This is a genomic window from Kocuria sp. U4B (assembly GCF_054875615.1).
In genome coordinates this window covers 2,976,305-2,997,269 of sequence record NZ_CM142180.1, presented here as the reverse complement: position 1 = coordinate 2,997,269, position 20,965 = coordinate 2,976,305, and the positions used below count along the sequence as shown (strand labels likewise).

The 20,965-nt window shown below is 74.0% G+C and carries 17 protein-coding genes; 1 reads left to right on the top strand and 16 read right to left on the bottom strand.

Annotated features, from left to right (window positions below):
• Positions 1-17: 17 nt before the first annotated feature.
• The 9 genes from ACYSMR_RS14050 to rpsO form a co-directional block, all read right to left on the bottom strand.
• A complete protein-coding gene (locus tag ACYSMR_RS14050; RefSeq protein WP_461746039.1) occupies positions 18-3,014 on the bottom strand; it encodes an FtsK/SpoIIIE family DNA translocase in 2,997 nt (998 codons plus the stop codon).
• 77 nt (positions 3,015-3,091) lie between these two features.
• Positions 3,092-4,783 carry a ribonuclease J gene (locus ACYSMR_RS14045; RefSeq protein WP_251334077.1) on the bottom strand — a complete coding sequence of 564 codons (1,692 nt, stop codon included), beginning with the start codon at positions 4,781-4,783 and terminating at the stop codon, positions 3,092-3,094.
• Between the two features lie 13 nt (positions 4,784-4,796).
• Complete coding sequence (gene dapA, locus ACYSMR_RS14040; protein ID WP_285859856.1) at positions 4,797-5,753, bottom strand: 4-hydroxy-tetrahydrodipicolinate synthase; 957 nt, start codon at positions 5,751-5,753, stop codon at positions 4,797-4,799.
• 5 nt (positions 5,754-5,758) lie between these two features.
• Positions 5,759-6,622, bottom strand: coding sequence for an alpha/beta fold hydrolase (locus ACYSMR_RS14035; protein WP_309125883.1), 864 nt, complete (start codon positions 6,620-6,622; stop codon positions 5,759-5,761).
• Positions 6,623-6,626: 4 nt separating this feature from the next.
• On the bottom strand, positions 6,627-7,259 hold the full coding sequence (locus tag ACYSMR_RS14030) for a hypothetical protein (protein WP_461746036.1): 633 nt from the start codon (positions 7,257-7,259) through the stop codon (positions 6,627-6,629).
• Between the two features lie 4 nt (positions 7,260-7,263).
• Complete coding sequence (gene dapB / locus ACYSMR_RS14025; RefSeq protein WP_251334080.1) at positions 7,264-8,079, bottom strand: 4-hydroxy-tetrahydrodipicolinate reductase; 816 nt, start codon at positions 8,077-8,079, stop codon at positions 7,264-7,266.
• Positions 8,080-8,119: 40 nt separating this feature from the next.
• The gene (locus ACYSMR_RS14020) at positions 8,120-9,544 is read right to left on the bottom strand and encodes a M16 family metallopeptidase (protein WP_461746034.1); all 1,425 of its coding nucleotides are present in this window, start codon (positions 9,542-9,544) and stop codon (positions 8,120-8,122) included.
• Between the two features lie 73 nt (positions 9,545-9,617).
• The gene (locus ACYSMR_RS14015; protein ID WP_461746032.1) at positions 9,618-11,897 is read right to left on the bottom strand and encodes a polyribonucleotide nucleotidyltransferase; all 2,280 of its coding nucleotides are present in this window, start codon (positions 11,895-11,897) and stop codon (positions 9,618-9,620) included.
• 257 nt (positions 11,898-12,154) lie between these two features.
• On the bottom strand, positions 12,155-12,424 hold the full coding sequence (gene rpsO / locus ACYSMR_RS14010) for a 30S ribosomal protein S15 (protein ID WP_251334083.1): 270 nt from the start codon (positions 12,422-12,424) through the stop codon (positions 12,155-12,157).
• A 325-nt stretch (positions 12,425-12,749) separates the two neighbouring features.
• On the opposite strand from rpsO, the gene ACYSMR_RS14005 reads away from it, so the two are divergent.
• Positions 12,750-13,613 carry an aldo/keto reductase gene (locus tag ACYSMR_RS14005; protein WP_251334084.1) on the top strand — a complete coding sequence of 288 codons (864 nt, stop codon included), beginning with the start codon at positions 12,750-12,752 and terminating at the stop codon, positions 13,611-13,613.
• A gap of 38 nt (positions 13,614-13,651) precedes the next feature.
• Here the strand turns inward: ACYSMR_RS14005 and ACYSMR_RS14000 are convergent, their stop codons facing one another.
• The 7 genes from ACYSMR_RS14000 to infB all read right to left on the bottom strand — a co-directional run bounded on the left by ACYSMR_RS14000 (position 13,652) and on the right by infB (position 20,873).
• Positions 13,652-14,638, bottom strand: coding sequence for a bifunctional riboflavin kinase/FAD synthetase (locus ACYSMR_RS14000; protein ID WP_461746029.1), 987 nt, complete (start codon positions 14,636-14,638; stop codon positions 13,652-13,654).
• A gap of 42 nt (positions 14,639-14,680) precedes the next feature.
• On the bottom strand, positions 14,681-15,295 hold the full coding sequence (locus tag ACYSMR_RS13995) for a GNAT family N-acetyltransferase (protein WP_309126266.1): 615 nt from the start codon (positions 15,293-15,295) through the stop codon (positions 14,681-14,683).
• Positions 15,296-15,411: 116 nt separating this feature from the next.
• On the bottom strand, positions 15,412-15,894 hold the full coding sequence (locus tag ACYSMR_RS13990; RefSeq protein ID WP_251334832.1) for a hypothetical protein: 483 nt from the start codon (positions 15,892-15,894) through the stop codon (positions 15,412-15,414).
• Positions 15,895-15,950: 56 nt separating this feature from the next.
• Positions 15,951-16,322 carry a hypothetical protein gene (locus ACYSMR_RS13985; protein ID WP_309126267.1) on the bottom strand — a complete coding sequence of 124 codons (372 nt, stop codon included), beginning with the start codon at positions 16,320-16,322 and terminating at the stop codon, positions 15,951-15,953.
• A complete protein-coding gene (truB, locus tag ACYSMR_RS13980; protein ID WP_461746026.1) occupies positions 16,322-17,371 on the bottom strand; it encodes a tRNA pseudouridine(55) synthase TruB in 1,050 nt (349 codons plus the stop codon). The genes ACYSMR_RS13985 and truB overlap by 1 nt, the downstream gene beginning before the upstream one ends.
• 21 nt (positions 17,372-17,392) lie before the next feature.
• Positions 17,393-17,842, bottom strand: a complete 450-nt coding sequence (gene rbfA / locus ACYSMR_RS13975) for a 30S ribosome-binding factor RbfA (protein WP_251334829.1) — start codon at positions 17,840-17,842, stop codon at positions 17,393-17,395.
• Between the two features lie 109 nt (positions 17,843-17,951).
• Positions 17,952-20,873, bottom strand: coding sequence for a translation initiation factor IF-2 (gene infB, locus ACYSMR_RS13970; protein ID WP_461746024.1), 2,922 nt, complete (start codon positions 20,871-20,873; stop codon positions 17,952-17,954).
• Positions 20,874-20,965 lie beyond the last annotated feature (92 nt).

Sequence of the window (20,965 nt, the reverse complement as noted above, 5' to 3'; positions counted from 1 at the left end):
GGGGTCGGGTGGTGGGGTCAGCGGCCGGTGAGCTGCCAGGCGTCCTCGGTGCCCTCGGCGTCGGCGCCGTCGTGGTAGTCCACGGCGGTGTCGGCCAGCGAGGCCTCGACGGGGTCGTCCCCGTAGTCCACGGAGCCCCCGCGCGGTGCCGGCGGCTCCTCGCCGCGGATGACCGCGAGGGTGGCGGCGAGGTCGTCGGGCTTGACCAGGACGTCGCGGGCCTTGGAGCCCTCGGAGGGCCCGACGACGCCGCGCGACTCCAGCAGGTCCATCAGCCGGCCGGCCTTGGCGAAGCCCACGCGCAGCTTGCGCTGGAGCATCGAGGTGGACCCGAACTGGGTGGTCACGACGAGCTCGGTCGCCTGGAGCAGGACGTCGAGGTCGTCCCCGATGTCCTCGTCGATCGCCTTCTTCGGCGCCTCCTGGACCACGTCCTCGCGGTAGTGCGCCGTCATCTGGCCCTTGACGTGGTCGACGACCGCGTGGATCTCCGACTCGGAGACCCACGCGCCCTGCACGCGCATGGGCTTGGAGGCGCCCATGGGCAGGAACAGGGCGTCGCCCTGGCCGATGAGCTTCTCGGCCCCGGGCTGGTCGAGGACGACGCGGGAGTCCGTGACCGACGACGTCGCGAAGGCCATGCGCGAGGGGACGTTGGCCTTGATCAGGCCGGTGACCACGTCCACGGAGGGCCGCTGGGTCGCGAGGACCAGGTGGATCCCGGCGGCGCGGGCGAGCTGGGTGATGCGCACGATCGCGTCCTCGACGTCGCGCGGGGCGACCATCATCAGGTCCGCGAGCTCGTCCACGATCACGAGCAGGTACGGGTACGGGCGGATGACGCGCTTGGAGCCGGGCTCGGGCTGGACCTTGCCGTTGCGCACGGCCTTGTTGAAGTCGTCGACGTGCTTGTAGCCGTAGTGGGAGAGGTCGTCGTAGCGCGCGTCCATCTCCCGCACGACCCACTGCAGCGCCTCGGCGGCCTTCTTCGGGTTCGTGATGATCGGGGTGATCAGGTGCGGGACCCCCTCGTAGGCGGTCAGCTCGACGCGCTTGGGGTCGACCATGACCATCCGCACCTCGTCCGGGGTGGCGCGCATCAGCAGCGAGACGATCATCGAGTTCACGAAGCTCGACTTGCCGGCGCCGGTGGCGCCGGCCACGAGCAGGTGCGGCATCTTCGCGAGGTTCGCCACGACGTAGCCGCCCTCGACGTCCTTGCCGACGCCCATGACCATCGGGTGCTCGGTCCGGCGCGCGTTCTGGGAGCGCAGGACGTCGCCCAGGGAGACGGTCTCCCGGTCGGTGTTGGGGATCTCGATGCCGATCGCGGACTTGCCGGGGATCGGCGAGAGGATGCGCACGTCGGCGGAGGCCACGGCGTAGGCGATGTTCTTGGACAGCGCCGTCACCCGCTCGACCTTGGTGCCGGAGCCCAGCTCGATCTCGTAGCGGGTGACGGTGGGCCCGCGGGAGAAGCCGGTCACGACGGCGTCCACGTTGAACTGCTCCAGCACGCTCGTGAGGGAGGCGACCACGGCGTCGTTGGCCTCGGAGCGCTCCTTGGGCGGCGGCCCCTGCACGAGCGAGGAGGCCGTGGGCAGGGAGTAGGCGATGTCGCCGTCGAGCCTGAGCTGCTCCGCGCGCGCCGGGATGGGCGCCTCCGGGGTGTGGGTGGGCGCGACCAGGGGCGCGGCCAGGGCCGTGGCGCCCGTGGCGGGCTCCGCCACGTCCTCGAGGGCCGGGGAGGCCGAGCCCGCGGCGGTGTCCGCGGCCGGCTCCAGGCCCTGGTCGCGGCGCACCTGCCGGGCCGCGAGCTCGTCACGGGTGGGCCGCCTCTGCCCCGGCCGGGCGCCGGTGTCCTCCGCGGCCGGCGCGGCGCCCGCCGCCCCCGCTGTCCCGGCGGTCCGGCGCGCGGGGCCCGCACCGGCGGCGCGCTGGCGCGCCGCGCGCGCGGAGTCGACGTCGAAGACCCGGGCGGGGGCCTGGGCGTCGGCGGCCTCCTCCTCGGCGACGACGGCGCGCTCGAAGGCCTCGTCCCCGCGGTAGGCGTCCAAGGACCGGCGGCGCTCGGCCTCGGCCTCCTTGCGCTCGCGGCGCTTCTGCCGGCGGGTGCGCCCCGCCTCGGGGTCGCGGTGGTGCTCGTCGAGGTAGGAGCGGTCGTGCCGGTCCGCGGCCAGGTCGGTCGCGGAGACGGGCCCGTCCTGGCCCATCAGCCGCCAGTAGCCCTGCGCGAGCCGGGGCCCGATGAGGTTGACCGGCGTGGCGGTGATGACGAGCACCGACAGGAACAGGACGACGGCGAAGACGGCGCCCGCGCCGACCGGGGTGACCAGGGCGCTCAGCGGGTCCGCGGCGAGGAAGCCCACGGTCCCGCCGGCGGAGCGGATCGCCTCGGGGCCCTGGCTCATGGAGGGGCGCCCGCCCACCAGGTGGGCGAGTCCCGAGCCGGCGACCACGGCGGCGCCCAGGCCGATCGCGATGCGGTTGTTCCCGGAGGTCTCCGCCGGGTGGCGGAACCGGCGGACGGCGAAGCCCGCGAGCGGCAGCGGCAGCACGAGCGCCATCCAGCCGAAGGTTCCGGCCAGGACGCTGTGCACCACGGCGGCGGGCTGGGCGATCCATCCGGCCGCCGCCCCGGGGAGGTTCCACCACTCCACGGCGGCCGAGAGCAGCCCCAGGCTCAGCAGGAACAGGGCTCCCCCGTCGCGCAGCGCCTCGGCGGGCACGTCCGTGCGCAGCGTGCCCATCCGGCGCACGGCGCCGCCGACGACGTGGGCGACGGCCAGCCAGGCGCCCCCGAGGACGCGGGCGCACCACAGCAGGGCGGCGCCGAGCGCGTGCAGCACCGAGGGCGCGGGCTGGGGGGCCTTGCGCGCGGAGGAGCCGCGCGCGGCCGCCGGCGTGCCGCGGGAGGAGTTCCGGGGGGATCCCGACGACCGCGCAGAAGACGAGCTGTTCTTGCCACGCGACGTCGAGGCGCCCTTGCGGGCAGGGGAAGTGCGAGTCGCCATACCGTCCAGGGTAGACCACCGCCTCCCCGCGTCCGCGGCACGACGGACGGGAGGAGGCGGCGGGACGGGGGCGGCGCTCAGGCCTCGATGACCACCGGCACGATCATGGGCTTGCGGCGCAGCTTGCGGCTGACCCACGAGCCGATGGTGCGGCGCACCACCTGCTGGAGCTGCTGCGTCGTGTGGTTCTTGCCGGAGTGGTTGATCGCCTCCTCGAGGGCGGCGGCGATCTTCGGCGTGATGTCGTCGAAGACGCTGTCGTCCTCGGCGACGCCGCGGGCGTGGATGTCGGGGCCGCTGACGACCTTGCCGGTGTCCCGGTTGACCACGGTGATCACGGAGATGAAGCCCTCCTCGGCGAGCACCAGCCGGTCCTTGAGGTCGGCTTCGGTGATCGTGCCCACGGAGGAGCCGTCCACGTAGACGTCGCCGCACTCCACCTGGCCGGTGATCCGCACCTTGCCCCCGGCCATGTCCACCACGGTGCCGTTCTCCGCGAGCAGCACGTGGTCGGTGGGCACGCCCGTCTCCTCGGCGAGCCGGCCGTTGGCGATGAGGTGGCGGACCTCGCCGTGGACGGGCATGACGTACTCGGGCTCGACGATGTTGTAGCAGTACAGGAGCTCGCCCGCCGAGGCGTGCCCGGAGACGTGCACCTTCGCGTTGCCCTTGTGCACGACGTCGGCGCCGAGGCGCATGAGCCCGTTGATGATCCGGAACACCGAGTTCTCGTTGCCCGGGATCAGCGACGACGCGAGGATCACGGTGTCGCCCTGGTCCAGCTGGACCCGGTGGTCCCCGTTGGCCATGCGGGACAGCGCGGCCATCGGCTCGCCCTGCGACCCGGTGCACATGATGACGACCCGGGAGTCGGGGTGGTCGTCGAGCTTCTTCTGGTCGATCAGCGTGTTCGGCGGGACCTCGAGGTAGCCCAGCTTCTCGGCGATGGTCATGTTGCGCACCATCGACCGGCCCATGAAGACGACCTTGCGGCCGTGCTCGTGCGCCGCGTCGAGCACCTGCTGCACGCGGTGGACGTGGGACGAGAAGGACGCGACGACGACCCGCTTGGGCGCCTTGCCGATCACGTCGGCGAGCACGGGCCCGATGTTCTTCTCGGTGGCGGTGAAGCCGGGCACCTCGGCGTTGGTGGAGTCGGTGAGGAACAGGTCCACGCCCTCCTCCCCGAGCCGGGCGAAGTGGCGCAGGTCGGTGATCCGCCCGTCGAGCGGCAGCTGGTCCATCTTGAAGTCGCCGGTGTGCAGCGCGGTGCCGGCCTTGGTGCGCAGGAACACGGCGAGCGCGTCCGGGATGGAGTGGTTGACGGCGACGAACTCGCACTCGAACTCGCCGAGGTGCTCGACCTGCCCCTCGCGCACCGCCATGGTGTAGGGCTTGATGCGGTGCTCCTGGAGCTTCGCCTCGATCAGCGCGAGCGTGAGCTGCGAGCCGATGATGGGGATGTCCGGGCGGCGCTTGAGCAGGTAGGGCACGGCGCCGATGTGGTCCTCGTGCCCGTGGGTGAGGACCACGGCCACGATGTCGTCGAGCCGGTCGATGATGTAGTTGATGTCGGGCAGGATCAGGTCCACGCCCGGCTGGGTCTCCTCGGGGAAGAGCACGCCGCAGTCGACCACGAGCAGCTGCCCGTTGATCTCGAACACGGTCATGTTCCTCCCCACCTCCCCCAGTCCGCCGAGCGGGACGATGCGCAGGACGTCCTTGGCGAGGGCGGGGGGAGCGGACAGGTCAGTGTGCCATTGGGTCATGAGACCCCTTTCGTCAGTCGATCTTCTCGAGCAGGGTGTCGGAGATGATGGAGCCCGCCAGATCCGCGCGGATCTGGGCGGCCTCGGCCTCCGTGGGACGGACGTGCGGGAGCCGCACGGTGTTGTGCGGCAGCTTGCCCTGCCACATGAGAATCGTCTTGGCGGCCACGGCGCCGGGGGCGCGCGTCATGGTCGCGCGGACCACGGGCTCCAGGGCGAAGTTGATCCGCCGGGCCGTGTCCAGGTCCCCGGCGCGGATCGCGTCGATGAGCTGGCGGTACTGCCGGGTCGCCACGTGGGTGGTCACGCCCACCAGGCCGACCGCGCCCAGCGCCATCCAGGGCAGGGTCAGGCCGTCGTCGCCGGAGTAGTAGAGCAGGTCCGTCTCGGCCAGCACGCGGGTCGCGGCGAGCAGGTCCGCCTTGGCGTCCTTGACGGCCACGATGTTGGGGTGCGCGGCCAGCGAGATGAGGGTCTCCGGGGCGATGGGGATGCCCGCACGGCCCGGGATGTCGTAGAGCATGATGGGCACGTCGACGGAGTCCGCGAGGCTGCGGAAGTGCGCCTCGACGCCCGCCTGCGTGGGCTTGTTGTAGTACGGCGTGACGATGAGCAGCCCGTCCATGCCGATCCTCGCGGCCTCGCGGGAGAGGTAGCGGGAGTGCTCGGTGTCGTTGGAGCCGGTGCCGGCCAGCAGCGGCACGCGGCCTCCCACGGCGTCCTTCACCGCGCGGAAGACCGAGAGGTTCTCGTCGTCGGTCATGGTCGAGTACTCGCCCGTGGTGCCGCAGACCACCAGCCCGTCGCATCCGCCGTCGACGAGCCGCTGCGCCTCGGCGGCCGTGCCGTCCAGGTCCACGGAGCCGTCCTGGCGGAAGACGGTGATCATGGCGGTGAGCAGCGTCCCGAACAGGGGGCTGCCCTCGGCCGCGGGGCGGTCGGGCTGCGATGCGTGGGGAATGGCAGTCATGGTTGTCAGCGTACCGTCTCGGTCCCCGCGGCACCGGCCGGGCCCCCGTGGAAGCGCGCCACGCTGTCGAGGATGCGCTCGCGGTCGCCCAGGACGTCGCCGTGCCCGCGGCCGGGGACGACGTCGAGGCGGGTGCGCGTGCCGTGCTCCCGGAGGATGCGCACCGCGGCCGCGGAGTCCTCGAGCTGGGGGGCGTCCCGCTCCCCCACCACGAACAGGGTGGGGACCGTGATGGCCGCGACCTCGTGCGGGCCGAGGCCGGGCTGCTCCTCGGTGCGGGTCATGTAGGCGAGCATGGCGCGGGCGTCGTTGGCGAGCATCGCCGCCCGGGTGGCCGGGTCCACGCGGTGGCCCAGCGAGCGCTCCCACTCGGTGACGAACGCCTCCATCCCCCGCCCGTCGGCGATCCCGGCGCGCAGGGCGTCGAGGAAGCCGGGGAAGAACAGCTCGCCGATCCGCCCGCGTGTGCCGCGCCACGTCCCGGCGATCGCGGTCAGCGCGCCCAGCAGCCCGGGGCGGGTGGCCGCCAGGTGCAGCCCGATCCGGGCCCCGTAGCTGTAGCCCACGACGTGGACCGGGCCGGTGCGCTCGGCGGCCAGGACGGCGGCGACGTCGCCGGCCACGAGGTCCATGGCGTAGTCCTCGGGGCGCCCGGGCTTGCCGCTGCGGCCGTGGCCGCGCAGGTCCACGGCGAGCACGCGGTGGCCGGTGCGCAGGGCCGGGACGAAGCCGTAGCCCTGCCACACCGCCTTGGACAGCGCGGTGCCGTGCAGCAGCACCACCGTCGCGGCCGCGGCCGCGCCGTCGTCGGGCCCGGCCGTGCGGTAGGAGATCTCGGTGCCGTCGTCGGGGTTGACGGTCGTGGCCACCGCCTCAGCCCCGGTCCTCGCCGGCGGGGCCGGCGGGGTCGACGTGGCGGGCGGGCCGGCCCCGGGACAGGGCCACGGCGTCGCGCATGGCCGCGCGGGCGCGGGCCCGGTCCCCGGACGCGGCGTACGCGAGGGACAGCCGGTACCAGTTGCGCCAGTCGCCGGGGTCGGCCTCGGTCTCGGCCCGGTGGGTCTCGAACCGGGCGTCGGCGGCCTCGCGGACGATCCGCCCGCCGGGGGTGCGCGGGAGGTCGTCGGGGGGCAGCCCGCCCTCCGCCGCGAGGGCCCGGCCGAGCTGCTCGGTGCGGACCCCGAAGAGCACCTCGCGCACGAGCGCCCAGACGCCCACGGCCGGCAGCACCAGCATGGCCAGCCCGAAGCCCTTGGCGATCCACCCGTCGGTGCCCAGCAGCAGCACGGCGCGGTGCAGGCTCGCGCCGAGGTAGACGGCGAGCAGGGTCACCATGGCCGCGGCGAGCAGCTTGCCCCGGCTCGTGGACTCCAGCAGCGTGAACATGCCCGCGAAGACGAGCACGGCCAGCACCCACAGCTTCGCGCCGCCGGTGATGGGCAGCAGCCACAGCGTGAGCAGCCCGGCGGCGAGCAGGCCCCAGCCCCAGGCCCGGATCGACGTCATCGGCTCAGAGGCCCAGGTCGAGGTAGCCCTCGAGGCCGTGCGTGAGCCCCGGGTGGGAGGCGACCTCGCGCACGCCGAGGACCACCCCGGTCATGAAGGAGATCCGGTCGAAGGAGTCGTGGCGGATGGTCAGCTGCTCGCCGAGGTTGCCGAGCAGGGTCTCCTGGTGGGCGACCAGCCCGCGCAGCCGCACGGAGTGCACCCGCACGTCCTCGACGAGCGCGCCGCGGGCCCCGCCCGGGTCCTGCTTCGTGCTGTCCGGCGAGGGCGCCACCCCGGCCTCCCGGCGGGCCCGCCCGACCAGGGCGGCCGTGCGGGCGGCCGTGCCGGAGGGCGCGTCGACCTTGTCCGGGTGGTGGAGCTCGACGATCTCGACCGACTCGAAGAACCGCGCCGCCTGCGCGGAGAAGCGCATGGCGAGGACCGCGCCGATCGAGAAGTTGGGCGCGACGAGCACGCCGACGCCGGGGTGCCGCGCCAGCAGCGCGGCGGTCCGCGCGAGGCCCTCGTCGTCCCACCCGGTGGTGCCCACGACGCAGTGGATGCCGTGCTCGACCGCGAAGCGCACGTTGCCCTCGGTCACGGACGGGACGGTGAGGTCGACGACCACCTGGGCACCGGCCGCGACCAGGGCCTCGAGGGAGTCCTCGCGGCCCAGCTCGGCGACGAGCTGCAGCCCCGGGGCCCGGCGGACGGCCTGCACGGCCTCGCTGCCCATCCGGCCGCGGGCCCCGAGCACGGCCACCCGCAGGTCCTCGGGCGCAGGGGTCGCGGCGGCGGGCCCGGCGGGCCGGGGCGTGGGTGCGGTGCTGTCGGTCATGGCTCCAACTCTAGGTCAACGGGCAGTGCCCGGCGGGCGGTCAGCGCCGGGTGGGGGCCACGATCGTGGTGACGACCGGTCCCTGGGCGAGCCACGCGGCGAGCTCCTGCACCTGCTGGGGGGTCACGGAGCGGACGCGGTCGAGGGACTCGTCGATGTCGTAGAACTCCCCCGACTTCAGCTCGGCCGAGCCCAGGCGGGACATCCGGGAGCCGGTGTCCTCGAGGGCGAGCACGGTGCCCCCGCCGAGCTGGCCCACGACCTTGCGCAGCTCGTCGGCGCCGATCCCGTCCGCGGCGAGCTTCTCGAGCTCGCCGGTCATCAGGGCGACGACCTCGTCGGTGCGCGCGGGCAGGCAGCCCGCGTACATCCCGAAGTAGCCGGCGTCGGAGTAGGCCCCGGAGAACGAGAAGGTGCTGTAGGCGAGGCCCCGCTTCTCGCGGACCTCCTGGAACAGCCGGGAGGACATGCCCCCGCCGAGGGCGGCGTTGAGCACGGTCATGGCGAAGCGGCGCTCGTCCCCGGCCACGAGCCCGGGGCGGCCGACCACCACGTTGGTCTGCTCCACGGGCCGCTGCAGGAAGTGCTCGCCCCAGTCGGGGGCCAGCGGCGCCGGAGTGCGCTCGCGCCGGGGCACGGGCGCGGCGGGGCGCGCGGGGTCCCAGCCGGCGCGCTCGAGGGCCTCGGCGACGAGGGCGACGACGACGTCGTGCTCCAGCCCGCCGGCCGCGGTCACCACGAGGCCCTCGGGACGGTAGTGGCGCCGGTAGTGCTCCACGACCGCGTCCCGGGGCACCGCGAGGATCTCCTCCGGGGTGCCGCCGATGGGCCGGCCCAGCGGGTGCGCGCCGAGCACGTTCTGGGTGAACTCCTCGAAGGCGACGTCCTCGGGGTCGTCCTTGTCCATGGCGAGCTCCTCGAGGATGACCCCGCGCTCGCGCTCGAGCTCCTCGGGGTCGATCGCCGCGGAGGTCACCATGTCCGTGATCACGTCGATGGACATGGGCAGGTCCTCGGCGAGCACGCGGGCGTAGTAGCACGTGTGCTCCTTCGCCGTGGCCGCGTTGGACTCCCCGCCCACCTCGTCGAAGGCCTCCGCGATCTGCAGCGCCGAGCGGCGGTCGGTGCCCTTGAACAGCAGGTGCTCCAGGAAGTGGGTGGAGCCCAGCCGGCCGGGCTCCTCGTCGCGGGAGCCCACGCCCACCCAGAAGCCGACGGTCACGGCCCGCTGGGCCGGCATCCGCTCGGTGAGCACGCGGGTGCCGCAGGGCAGCACCGTGCGGCGCACCACGTTGCCGCCGTCCCCCTCGTGGAGGGTGTGGCTGAACCCGGCGGCGGCCGTGGTGAGGGCCGCGGCCGCGGTGCGGGGAGAACTGGTACGGACCGCCGAGAGGCGGGCGTCCGGGCCGGGGGTCTCCCCCGGGCCGCGGTCGCCCGCCTCCAGCGGCAGATCGACTGCCGTCATGTCCTGTGATCTGCTCCTGTCGGTGTGACGCCGGGCGTCACGGTCGGTGCGGCGGTCTGCGCGGCGGGGCCGCTCAGGCCTCGACGGTCGCGTCGGCCTCGGCGTCGTCGTCCTCGGGGAAGACGTTCGGCTCCTCGGCGACCACGGGGGCCAGCGAGAGCTTGCCGCGGTCGTCGACCTTGGTGATCTCGACCTGGACCTTCTGGCCCACGCCGAGGACGTCCTCGACGTCGGTGACGCGCTTGCCCTCGTTGAGCTTGCGCAGCTCCGAGATGTGCAGCAGGCCGTCCTTGCCCGGGGTGAGGGAGACGAAGGCGCCGAAGGTCGTGGTCTTCACCACGGTGCCCAGGTAGCGCTCGCCGACCTCGGGGACCTGCGGGTTGGCGATCGCGTTGATCGCCGCGCGCGCGGCCTCGGCGGAGGGCCCGTCGGTGGCGCCGATGTAGACGGTGCCGTCGTCCTCGATCGAGATGTCCGTCCCGGTGTCCTCCTGGATCTGGTTGATCATCTTGCCCTTGGGGCCGATGACCTCGCCGATCTTGGAGACGGGCACGGTCACGGAGATCACGCGCGGGGCGAACTCGCTCATCTCGTCCGGACGGTCGATCGCGCCGTTCATCACCTCGAGGATGTGCAGGCGCGCCTCGCGGGCCTGGGTCAGCGCGGCGTCCAGGACCGAGGAGGGGATGCCGTCGAGCTTGGTGTCGAGCTGGATCGCGGTGACGAACTCGGCGGTGCCGGCGACCTTGAAGTCCATGTCGCCGAGGGCGTCCTCGGCGCCGAGGATGTCGGTCAGCGCGGCGTAGCGGGTCTCCCCGTCCACCTGGTCGGAGACCAGGCCCATGGCGATGCCCGCGACCGGGGCGCGCAGGGGCACGCCGGCGTTGAGCAGGGACAGTGTCGAGGCGCACACGGAGCCCATCGACGTGGAGCCGTTGGAGCCCAGCGCCTCGGAGACCTGGCGGATGGCGTAGGGGAACTCCTCCCGCGAGGGCAGCACCGGGGTGATGGCCCGCTCGGCGAGGGCGCCGTGGCCGATCTCGCGCCGCTTCGGGGAGCCCACGCGGCCGGTCTCGCCGGTGGAGTACGGCGGGAAGTTGTAGTGGTGCACGTAGCGCTTGGTCTTGACGGGCGACAGCGAGTCGATCTGCTGCTCCATCTTGAGCATGTTCAGCGTGGTGACGCCCATGATCTGGGTCTCGCCGCGCTCGAAGATGGCGGAGCCGTGCACGCGCGGCAGGACCTCGACCTCGGCGGTGAGCTGGCGGATGTCCGTCAGGCCGCGGCCGTCGATGCGCACCTGCTCGGTGAGGATGCGCTGGCGCACGGTGTGCTTGGTGAGGGCCTGGTAGGCGCCGTTGACCTCGTCCCTGCGGTCGGCGAAGGGCATGCCCTCCCCGGCGAGCTCGGCGAGCACGGACTGGTGCAGCTCGTCGGTGGCGACCTCGCGCTCCTGCTTGCCGGCGATCGAGTAGACCTCGGCGAGGCGGGAGCCGGCGGCGGCGGCCACGGCGTCCTTGACGTCGTCGCCGAAGCCGCCGAAGCGCGGCAGCTCCATCGCGGGCCGGCCGGCGCGGGCCTTGAGGTCGGCCTGCGCCTCGCACAGCGCCTGGATGAAGGGCTTGGCGGCCTCGAGGCCCTGGGCCACGAGCTCCTCGGTCGGGGCGACCGCGCCGTTGCTCTTGATGAGGTTCCAGGAGTTGTCGGTGGCCTCGGCCTCGACCATCATGATCGCGACGTCCTGGGACCCGTCCGCGGCGGTGACGACGCGGCCGGCCACGGCCATGTCGAACACGGCGTTCTCGAGCTGCGAGTGCTTCGGGAACGCGACCCACTGGTGCTGCCCGTTCTCACCGGCCATGAGGGCCATGCGCACGCCGCCCACCGGGCCCTGGAAGGGCATCCCGGAGAGGGTGGTGGACATCGAGGCGGCGTTGATCGCCACGGTGTTGTAGATCTCGTCCGGGTTGATGGACAGGACCGTGACGACGACCTGGACCTCGTTGCGGATGCCCTTGCCGAAGGCCGGGCGCAGCGGGCGGTCGATCAGGCGGCAGGTGAGGATCGCGTCCGTCGAGGGGCGGCCCTCGCGGCGGAAGAAGGAGCCGGGGATGCGCCCGGCGGCGTACATGCGCTCCTCGACGTCCACCGTGAGGGGGAAGAAGTCGAAGCCCTCGCGCGGGGACTTGCCCACGGTCGTGGCGGAGAGCATGGTCGTGTCCTCGTCGATGGAGACGAGGGCGGCGCCGGCGGCCTGCTTGGCGAGGCGGCCGGTCTCGAAGCGCACGACGCGCTTCCCGTAGGAGCCGTTGTCGATGACGGCTTCGGCGTACTGGATCTCGGGACCCTCCACGGGTCACCTCCGTTTCGTGTCGGCGGGACGTCCCGCGACCACCCGGTCTTCGATCGAGATCCACGGACCACCGGGGCCGTGCGGCCGTCCGGTTTCCGGAGATCACTACCGAGGACCGCGAATGATCGGCGCGGTCGCCCCGTCAGCTGGTGTGCTGGTCGTTCGGTTGTTGCGGTGGCCCGCCCGGCGTCCGTGCCGGGGCGGGCGGGGTGCACGGCGGCGTCCTCCCGGGGCCGGGGGACGCCGCCGGGGGCCGACTAGCGGCGCAGACCGAGCCGCTCGATGAGCGAGCGGTAGCGCTCGATGTCGGTGTCGCGCAGGTAGCCCAGCATGCGGCGACGACGACCGACCAGGGCCATCAGGCCGCGGCGGGTGTGGTGGTCGTGCTTGTGCTGCTTCAGGTGCTCGGTCAGATCGGAGATCCGGCGAGACAGGACCGCGATCTGCACCTCGGGCGAACCGGTGTCGCCCTCGTGCGTCGCGTACTCCTTGATGATGTCCTGCTTGATGGCGGCGTCAAGGGCCATGTGATAACTCCGTTCGAGTCAGTACCGTGCGGCCCGGACGACGGGTTCGTCGCCGGGTCCCGGGCGGGCCCGGGGGCCCGACAACCACGGACTGCAGTCGGACCGCCGTCAAGTCTAGCGGACGCGCGGTCCTCACCCCACCCCCGCCCGCGACGGCGCGCTGCGCTGGGCGCTGCCGGAGCCGTGGGCCAAGATGGGACGGGAACGACGGCGGCACGCCGGCGCCCCCGGGCCCGGCGCGACGCCCGCCCCGCAGCAGGTGCGCGGCGGACGTCGCAGGCAGGAGCCGCAGGTGCAGGACCAGGACACGACACAGGAGCAGCGCGTGAGCAAGGACAAGCAGGACGGCCCGGGGCCGGCGGGCCGCACGCACGTGATGCGGGACGGCCACCGCATCCCGGCGATCGGGCTGGGCACCTACCCGATGGACGACGCCGAGGCGGAGGCGAACGTGGCCGAGGCGCTCATGCGGGGCTACCGGATGGTCGACACCGCGGTGAACTACGGCAACGAGACCGGCGTGGGGCGGGGGGTCGCCGCGTCCGGGGTGCCGCGCTCCGAGGTGTTCCTCACCACCAAGCTCCCGGGCCGCGACCACGGCACGGACTCCGTGCGCCGCTCCCTCGAGGGCTCGCTGGAGCGGCTGGGCACCGACCACGTGGACCTGTACCTGATCCACTGGCCGAACCCGTCGGTGGACCGCTACGCGGAGAGCTGGCGGGCCATGCTGGGGCTGCGCGAGGAGGGTCTGGTGCGCTCGGTGGGCGTGTCCAACTTCACCCCCGCCCACATCCGGCGCCTCGTCGACGAGACCGGGGAGACGCCGGCGGTCAACCAGGTGGAGCTGCACCCGCAGTACCAGCAGGAGCGGCTGCGGGAGTTCCACGAGGAGCACCGCATCATCACCCAGGCGTGGTCACCGCTGGGCCGCAGGACGGACGTCCTGCAGCACGAGTGGATCGCCGCGATCGCGCGGCGGACCGGGCGCACCCCCGCGCAGGTGGTCCTCCGGTGGCACCTGCAGTCCCGGACCGTGCCGATCCCCAAGACCTCGGACACCCGGCGGATGGCCGAGAACCTGGACGTCCTGGACTGGGAGCTCGACGAGGACCAGATGCACCGGATGCGCCTGCTGCACACCGGGATCAGCGGCTCCGGCGCCGACCCGAACACGCACGAGGAGATGTAGCCGCCCGCCGCGCCCCCGGGCGGGGCGGGCGGCCCGGCTCAGGCCTCGGCGGCGAGGATCTCGCGGGTGCGGGCGACGTCGTCGTCCATCTGAGCCACGAGCTTGTCGACGCCCTCGTAGGCGACCATCCCGCGCAGCCGCTCCACGAACTCGACGACCACGTCCTGGCCGTAGAGGTCGAAGTCCTCCACCGGCTCCTCCGGGCGGTCGATGACGTGCGCCTCCACCTGGCGGGGGACGTTCTCGAACGTCGGGTTGGAGCCCACGGAGATGGCCGTGGGCCAGCGGGTGCCCTGGGCGTCGACGAGCCAGCCCGCGTACACGCCGTCGGCCGGCACGAAGCCCGCCGCGTCCGGGGAGAGGTTGGCCGTGGGGTAGCCGAGCTCGCGGCCGCGCGCGGCGCCGTGCACGACCTCGCCGCGGATCCGGTGGTTGCGCCCCAGCAGCCGGGCCGCCGCGCGCACGTCCCCGTCGTGCAGGCACGCGCGGATCCACGTGGACGAGCAGCGGCGGTGCGCCTCGGCGTCCTCGGCGGCGGGTTCGCCCAGGGGGTCGAGGAGGTCCTCGACGACGAGCACCTCGAAGCCGTGGCGGGCCCCCAGGGCCCGCAGGGTGTCGACGTTGCCGGAGTTGTCCCGGCCCAGGCGGGTGTCCGTGCCCACGACGAGGCACCGCGCCCCGAGGGGCCCCACGAGCGCGCCGAGCACGAACTCCTCCGTGGACTGGCGCGCGAACTCCAGGGAGTAGGACAGCACGAGCACGGCGTCCACCCCCGTGGCGTCGAGGGCGTCGAGCTTGTCCTGCGTGCCCATGATCAGCCCGGGGTGGCTCCCGGGCCGGTGCACCTGCGCGGGGTGCGGGTCGAACGTCACGACGACCGAGGCCCACCCGCGCTCCCGGGCCAGGTCCACGAGCTTGCGCATCACCTGCTGGTGACCCCGGTGGACGCCGTCGAAGTTGCCGATGGTGACCACGGACGGGCCGAAGCCCGGGGGGACGTCAGAGAGCTCTCGCCAGCGGAACACGGTTCTCCTCGCAGGAACGATTCGGGGTCGGGGGGCGGTGGGTCAGCGGGTGCGGGACGGGGCGGGCGGGCCGTCCCACGCCGCCTGCGGGGCGCGGGGGTCGCCGGCGGCGAGGGTCAGCAGCCAGGCGTCCACGGAGGCGCCGCGCTGGGCCATGAAGCCGTCGATCCGCACCGGCGACCGGAAGCCCAGCCGCCACGCGAGCTTGCGGCTGGCCCAGTTGGGGACCTTGGCCATCCAGTAAGCATAGGTGAGCCCCCGCGCGGCGAAGGCGTGGTCGAGCAGCAGCCGGCAGGCGGCCTCCGCGGCGCCGGTGCCCCGGGCGTGCGGGCCGAAGTTGAGCCCGACGTCGGCCGTGGTCCCCCGCAGGGCGTTGAGCCCGACGGTGCCGAGGAGCCGGTCGGTCGCGGCGTCGGCCACCGCCCAGTTGTGCTCCTGGCCCGCGCGCCACGCCTCCGGGACGAACTGCTCGACGTACCAGCGGGCGTCGTCCTCGGTGTAGTCCAGCGGCACGGTGGTGTACTCGGCCGCCACGGGGTCCGCGCAGTTCAGGGCCAGCTGCGGGACGTCCCGCGGCTCCAGCCGGCGCAGGACCACGGTGCCGTCGGTCAGGACGGGCACGTCGTAGCGCTCGGCGGCGTCGGGGCGTGCGGGCATGGGCGGGGTTCCTTCCGGGACGGGGCGGCGGGCGGGCCGGGCGGGCGTCACGGCACCCGCACGAGCCTACCCGCTGCGCGGCGGCGGGGCCGCACGGGAGGGGCGGCCGGGAGGGCTCAGGCCGGGGCGGCGTCCCGGCGGGGCCTGCTGCGCCACAGCCAGGCGAGCCCCACCAGCGGCAGCACGAGCGGGACGTAGCCGTAGCCCTGGCCGAAGTGGGACCACACGCTCTGCTCGGGGAACAGCCCGGGGGCGAGCACCGAGAGCAGGCCCACGCCCAGCACGCCGAGCAGTTCGACGAGCACGGCGGCCGTGGCCAGGCGGTGCCAGCGGGCCCCGGGGCGGGCGAGGGCGACGGTCGCCAGGACGTAGACGGCGGCGGCGAACGCCGAGAGCAGGTAGGGCAGCGGGGCGGCGCCGAAGTCGGTGAGGACCTGGTACAGCGACCGGACGCCGGCGGAGAGGGAGAAGACCGCGTAGACCACGGTGATCAGCCGCCCGAAGCCGGAGGACTTGCGGTCGGCGCGCACGGCGCCGGCCCGGGGGCCGAAGCGCTGCTGGAGCCGGGTGGGACCGGGGTCGGAGGGCTGCTGCGGCATGAGGGAGGGCTCCTGCGCGGTTCGGGTCGGACGGGGAGGGGTGGCGGCGGCGGGGCTCACTGGTAGTACCAGATGAAGTTCATCCGGTAGACCATGATCGCCACGACCGGGCCGGCGGCCGCCAGCACGTAGTTGGACCAGCTCGAGCGCTCCACGAGCGACCACACGAACGTCCCCGCGGGGATCAGCAGGGCGGTGAGCAGGTAGCCCCAGTACTCGAGGGCCGAGCCGGTGGGGCCCGGGCCCACGACGTGCATCACGACCGAGCCGAGCGCGTAGACCAGCAGGAACGCCTCGAGCAGCAGCACCGAGCCCTGCGTGAAGTCGTCCGGGCGCCGCCCGCGCACGGCCTGCGCCGCGCAGAGCAGGAACGACAGCGCGCCCAGCACCACGGACGCCCAGAACCACGCGTCGTAGCCCCAGAGCATCAGGACGGCTCCCCGGAGGCGTGCGGCGCGGGGCCGGGGGGCACGAACCGCTCCCCCGGCAGGAACACGAGCACGGGCTTGGCGGTGCGCTCCCCGCGGTGGCCGCGGTCGCAGAGCAGGGCGACGAGCCGGCCGTCCGGGGCGAACCCGGCGGTGACGGCGTCGTTGTCGAGGGGCCCGTCGGCGGGGTCGCCGAGGCTGGGCCCGATCCGCCGGCCGTGGGCGGTGTCCTCGGCCTCGGCGGCGCTCAGCCGGCGGACCGGGAAGAGCCCGGCGGCGGCCTCCTCGATGCTCGTGACGGGCAGGGGCCGGCCCGCGGCCACCCGCTCGGCGAGCTCCTCGAGGGTCGCGGCGGAGCCCAGGGTCAGCGAGCCCACCCGGGTGCGGCGCAGCGCGGTCAGGTGCCCGCCGACGCCCAGGTCCGCGCCCAGGTCCCGGGCCAGGGCGCGCACGTAGGTGCCGGAGCTGCACGTGACGGTCGCCTCGACGTCCAGGACCGGTCGTCCGGCGCCGTCCGTGGTGCGCACGACGCGGTGGACGTCGAACGCGGAGACGGTCACGGGCCGGGCGGCGAGCTCCACGTCCTGCCCGGCGCGGACCTGGGCGTAGGCGCGGCGGCCGCCGACCTTGATGGCGCTGACCTTCGCGGGCACCTGGAGGAGGGCCCCGGTGAGGCGGGCGGCCCCGGCGGTGACGGCCTCGTCGGTCACCGCGGCCACGGCGGCGGGGTCGGCGACGCCGACGAGCTCGCCCTCGGCGTCGTCGGTCACCGTGCTCTGGCCCAGCCGCACGGTGGTCTCGTAGGTCTTGTCCTGGCCGACGACGTAGGTCAGCAGGCGGGTGGCCTTCTCGACGCCGACGACGAGGACGCCGGTGGCCATGGGGTCGAGGGTCCCCGCGTGGCCGACCTTGCGGGTGCCGGCGAGGCGCCGCATGCGGGCGACGACGTCGTGGCTGGTCCAGCCGGCGGGCTTGTCCACGACCACGAGCCCGGACACCGTCGGCAGGGACGGGTCCGGGCTCGGGACGTCAGCGTGTGCACGGGTCACCGGGACGGTGCCTCCGGGCGCTCAGCGGTCCGCGGAGGACTCGTCGTCCTCCTCGGCCGGCTTCCGGTAGGGGTCCTCCCCGGCCGCGTAGGCGGCCCGGGCGGCCTGCGCCGCGACCTCGGCGTCCTTCTCCCGGGCCGCGCGCAGCACCTCCTCGAGGTGGGAGGCATTCACGGGGATCTCGTCGGGGACGAACGTGAGGGTCGGGGTGAGGCGGGCCGTGATGTTGCGCCCGACCTCGGCGCGCAGGACGCCCTTGGCGGACTCCAGGGCCGCCCGGGTGCTCTCCTGCTCGTCGGCGGTGCCGAAGACCGTGTAGTAGAGGGTGGCGTGCTGGAGGTCGTTGGTGACCCGGGCGTCGGTGATGGTCACGAACCCCAGCCGGGGGTCCTTGACGCGGCGCTCGAGCGCCTGGGCCACGACGACCTTGATCCGGTCGGCGAGTCGGGCGGCGCGTGCGGCGTCGGCCATGGTGGGTGCTCCTCGGGTCGAGAACGGATGGGGGGTGCGGCGGCGGCACGGGCGGGCCCGTGCCGCCGCCGGACGGGCCCCGCACGCGCGGTGCGGGGCCCGGGACGGGTCAGGCGCGCGGCTTCTCGCGCATCTCCCACGTCTCGATGAGGTCGCCCTCGTGGATGTCGTTGAAGGAGCCGAGCCCGATACCGCACTCGTAGCCCTCGCGGACCTCCGTCGCGTCGTCCTTGAACCGGCGCAGCGAGTCGATCGAGAGGTTGTCCGCGACCACGCTGCCGTCCCGGACCAGCCGGGCCTTGGCGTTGCGGCGGATGACGCCCTTGGTGATGTAGGCACCCGCGATGTTGCCCCACTTCGAGGAGCGGTACACCTCGCGGATCTCGGCGGTGCCGAGCGCCACCTCCTCGTACTCCGGCTTGAGCATGCCCTTGAGCGCGCTCTCGACCTCGTCGATGGCGTTGTAGATCACCGAGTAGAACTTCATCTCGACGCCCTCGCGGTCGGCCAGCTCCGCCACGCGCTCGGCGGGGCGGACGTTGAAGCCGATGATGACCGCGTTGTCCACGGTCGCCAGGTTGACGTCGTTCTGGGTGATCGCACCGACACCGCGGTGGATGACGCGCAGCTGGACCTCGTCGCCCACGTCGATCTTGAGCAGCGAGTCCTCGAGCGCCTCGACGGCACCGGACACGTCGCCCTTGATGATGAGGTTGAGCGTGTCGATCTTGCCCGCGGCCACCGCCTCGTCGAAGGACTCGAGGGTGATCCGCTTGCGGCGCTTCGCGAGCTGGGCGTTGCGGTCCGCGGCCTGGCGCTTCTCGGCGATCTGGCGCGCGGTGCGCTCCTCCTCGGTGGCGAGGAAGGTGTCGCCCGCCCGGGGCACCGAGTTGAGCCCGAGGACCTGCACGGGGCGCGAGGGACCGGCCGACTCCACGGGCTTGCCGTTCTCGTCGAACATGGCCCGCACGCGGCCGTACGCGCCGCCGGCGACGATCGCGTCGCCGACCTCCAGCGTGCCGGACTGCACGAGCACGGTCGAGACCGCGCCGCGGCCCTTGTCGAGGTTGGCCTCGATGGCCACGCCGCGGGCGTCCTTGTTCGGGTTCGCCAGCAGCTCGAGGGCGCCGTCCGCGGTCAGGATCACCGCGTCGAGCAGGTCGTCGATGTGCAGGTTCTGGCGCGCGGAGACGTCGACGAACATGGTGTCGCCGCCGTACTCCTCGGGGACCAGGCCGTACTCGGTGAGCTGGCCGCGGATCTTCTCCGGGTTCGCCTCGGGCTTGTCGATCTTGTTCACCGCGACGACGATCGGCACGCCGGCCGCCTGCGCGTGGTTGAGCGCCTCGACCGTCTGCGGCATGACGCCGTCGTCGGCGGCGACCACGAGCACGGCGATGTCGGTCACCTGGGCACCACGGGCACGCATGGCGGTGAACGCCTCGTGGCCCGGGGTGTCGATGAACGTGATCTGCCGCTCCTCGCCGTCCACCTCGGTGCTGATCTGGTAGGCGCCGATGTGCTGGGTGATGCCACCGGCCTCCCCCTCGATCACCTTGGTGTTGCGGATGGCGTCGAGCAGGCGGGTCTTGCCGTGGTCGACGTGGCCCATCACGGTCACGACCGGCGGGCGGGCCTCGAGGACGTCCTCGCCCTCGGCCGCGGCCTCGGCGTCCAGGTCGATGTCGAAGGACTCGAAGAGCTCGCGCTCCTCGTCCTCCGGGGAGACGACCTGGATCTGGTAGCCGAGCTCGGCGCCCAGCAGCTGGAACGTCTCCTCGTCCAGCGACTGCGTCTGGGTCGCCATCTCACCGAGGTGGATGAGCACGGTCACCAGCGAGGCCGGGTTCGCGTTGATCTTCTCCGCGAAGTCCGTCAGCGACGCGCCGCGGCGCAGCCGCACGACCGTGGTGCCGTCGCCGTGGGGAACGGAGACGCCACCGACGGTCGGGGCCTTCATCTGCTCGAGCTCCTGGCGCTTCGCCCGCTTCGACTTGCGCTGCTTGCCGCGCGCACCGCCGCGCCCGAAGGCGCCCTGGGTGCCGCCGCGGCCGCCGCGGCCGGGGCCGCCGCCGGGACGGGAGAACCCGCCGCCCGCAGCACCGCCGCCGGGACCGCCGCGGCGGGGACCGCCCGCGCCGCCGGCGGGGCGCGAACCGATCGGGGCGACGCCGGAGGTGTGGCCGGGCATCATGTTGGGGCTGGGGCGCGGCCCGCCGGGGCGGGGACCGCCCTGGGGACGGGGACCGCCCTGGCCCTGGGGACGGGGGCCGCCCTGGCCCTGGGGACGGGGGCCGCCCTGGCCCTGGGGACGGGGGCCGCCCTGGCCCTGGGGACGGGGACCGCCCTGGCGCTCCGGCCGCCCGGAGCGCATGCCCTGCTGGGCCGCGAACGGGTTGTTGCCCGGACGGGGACCGGCCGGACGGGGAGCACCGGGACGCGGTGCCGCCGAGCCCGGACGGGGCGCGGCAGCACCCGGGCGCGGGGCGGCGGCACCGGGCCGCGGGGCGTCGGCGCCCGGACGGGGCGCGGCGGCACCGGGCCGCGGGGCGGCGGCACCGGGACGGGGCGCACCCTGCCCGCGGGACATGCCCTGCTGGCTGGAGAACGGGTTGTTGCCGGGCCGCGGGGCGGACCCCGGGGCCTTGGCGCCCGGGGAGGCCGGGCGCTCGGCGGCGGGACGCGCAGCCGCGGACGGCTGCTGGGCGCGCGGGGCCGGCCGCTCGGCCGGCGCCGCGGCCGGGGCGGGCGCGGCGGTGCTGGGCTTGGCCGGGGCGCCGGGGCGGGTGCCGGGCTTGGGGCCCGTGCCCGGGCGGGGCGCGGCGGACGCACGGCTCTCGGCCGGACGCGCCGGGGCGGCGCCCTTGTCCGCCTTGCCGGCGAACGCGGAGCGCAGCTTCTTGGCGACGGGGGGCTCGACGGTCGAGGACGCACCTCGGACGAACTCACCCAGGGACTGAAGCGTGGTGATCGCTTCCTTGGACGTTATTCCGAGCTCTTTCGCGAGCTCGTGAACGCGGGGCTTGGCCACTTCTCTCCTGTCTCGGTTCGCACCGAAACAGGCACGAACCACTTATTTTCCGTTGAGGCTCCCGGAGTCCTCCCGGCCGTCGAGGACGGCGC